The organism is Massilia sp. CT11-108 (assembly GCF_047302915.1).
GTDB lineage: Bacteria > Pseudomonadota > Gammaproteobacteria > Burkholderiales > Burkholderiaceae_D > Telluria > Telluria orientalis.
The window spans coordinates 1-1,833 of record NZ_JBKYMO010000787.1 but is presented as its reverse complement, the minus strand read 5'-3'; the positions used below and the strand labels follow the sequence as shown (position 1 = coordinate 1,833).

Sequence of the window (1,833 nt, the reverse complement as noted above, 5' to 3'; positions counted from 1 at the left end):
GGGCGCACTCTTGTGGGTGGAAGTCCCGCCGCGAGCTGACCACAGCGAGCGAAGCGAAGCGCAACTGCACGAGGGCGACCGACTGTGGGGAGGAAGCGTGGAGCGAAACTGCGAGCCGATGAACAAGAATCGGATACAAGGCGCTGCCGAGCAGGGCGAGCGGGCCAAAAACCGCGAAGCTCTTGTGGTCAAGGCGAAGCGGCGTAGATCCGGCGGTTGTGCAGGGAAGGAGTGCGTTCTTACCTGGGGAGATCTCGCCTCACGCCTGAAAGGGCGACGAAAAAAAAAATCGGAGCGAGAAGTCAGCAGAGGCCGTAGTAGCTGAGTTTTTTTTTTTTTTCAGCGAAGGGCCGAACGAGTAGGAGTGTCCAACAACGTGTCGATGAACTGTGTACGGCATCAGATGCCCGCAAAAGCGGGGCGGGTCGCGGCAAGGCGGGGTGAAGCCCCGTCCCAAGCGTCCAGCGATGAAACACGGCTCCCGCGACAGGGACTGGAAGGCACAGGGCGAGACTTGCTCACGCAAGCGCTCGCGAGGGAGAACATGCAACGCGCGTGGAAACGCGTGAAGGCGAACAAGGGAGCCGCAGGCGCCGACGGTCTGGACATTGCCCAAACCGGACAACGCCTGAAGCACGCTTGGCCCACCATCAGGCAGCAACTGATGGAAGGCACGTACCGGCCCATGCCGGTACGGCGCGTCGGCATACCGAAGCCGGACGGGAGCGAGCGTGAACTGGGGATACCCACCGTGACCGACCGTTTGATTCAGCAGGCGCTGTTGCAGGTGCTGCAACCCCTGATCGATCCCACTTTTAGTGAACACAGCCACGGGTTCCGGCCCGGCCGTCGTGCGCGAGATGCCGTGCTTGCAGCACAGTGGTACGTGCAGCAGGGCTACCGCACCGTGGTCGACGTCGATCTGTCGAAGTTCTTCGATCGAGTCAACCACGACATTCTGATCGACCGTCTAGGGAAACGCGTGAAGGACGCCGGAATCATCCGGCTAGTGCGCGCCTACCTGAACGCGGGCATCATGAATGGCGGCGTGGTGCTCGAGCGGGGAGAAGGGACGCCGCAAGGCGGTCCGCTTTCTCCGCTACTGGCCAATGTGCTTCTCGACGAGGTGGATCGTGAGCTGGAGCGACGGGGACACCGCTTCGCCCGCTATGCCGATGACTGCAACGTGTACGTGCGCAGCCAGAAGGCAGGCGAGCGGGTGATGGCTCTGCTCAAGCGTCAATATGACAAGCTGCACTTGAAGATCAACGAATCGAAAAGTGCGGTAAGCCAGGCGTTTGGCCGCAAATTTCTCGGCTACGAGCTTTATATGACCGGAAAAGGCGAGGTAAAACGTGCGGTGTCGAAGAAGGCGCAGGAGGCGTTTCGGCAAAAGATCAGAGAACTCACCCGCCGGTCCGGCGGACGCAGCATCATGCAGGTGATTGAAAGCCTGCGCTCTTATGTGCTGGGATGGAAAGGCTACTTCGGTCTGGCGCAAACCCCAAAGGTCCTAAACAGGCTGGATGAATGGATGCGGCACCGGATGCGAGCACTTCACCTCAAGCACTGGAAGCGAGGGACGACGATCTACCGTGAACTGCTGAAGCTAGGGGCAAAACCGAACGTTGCACTGCTGGTGGCAAGAAACAGCCGTCGCTGGTGGCATAACAGCAAGTTTGCCTTGAACAATGCGCTAACGATTGCCTACTTCGACCGTCTTGGCATGCCACGCCTCACCTAACCTCAACTACTCGAACCGCCCGGTGCGGACCCGCACGCCGGGTGGTGTGGCAGGGGACCGGCCAGACAACTGGCCGCCCCTATGCCGAT

2 protein-coding genes are annotated in these 1,833 nt (G+C 60.4%); both read left to right on the top strand.

What is annotated here, in order from left to right:
- On the top strand, window positions 1-325 hold a 325-nt coding region (locus tag ACEN88_RS30680; RefSeq protein ID WP_413345803.1), incomplete at its 5' end, for a hypothetical protein.
- 57 nt (window positions 326-382) lie between these two features.
- A complete protein-coding gene (ltrA, locus tag ACEN88_RS30675; protein ID WP_413345805.1) occupies window positions 383-1,744 on the top strand; it encodes a group II intron reverse transcriptase/maturase in 1,362 nt (453 codons plus the stop codon).
- Window positions 1,745-1,833 lie beyond the last annotated feature (89 nt).

Excerpts from the sequence above, each read along its gene's own strand:
- ltrA (WP_413345805.1), top strand. The coding sequence starts at position 383 with ATGAACTGTGTACGGCATCAGATGCCCGCAAAAGCGGGGCGGGTCGCG.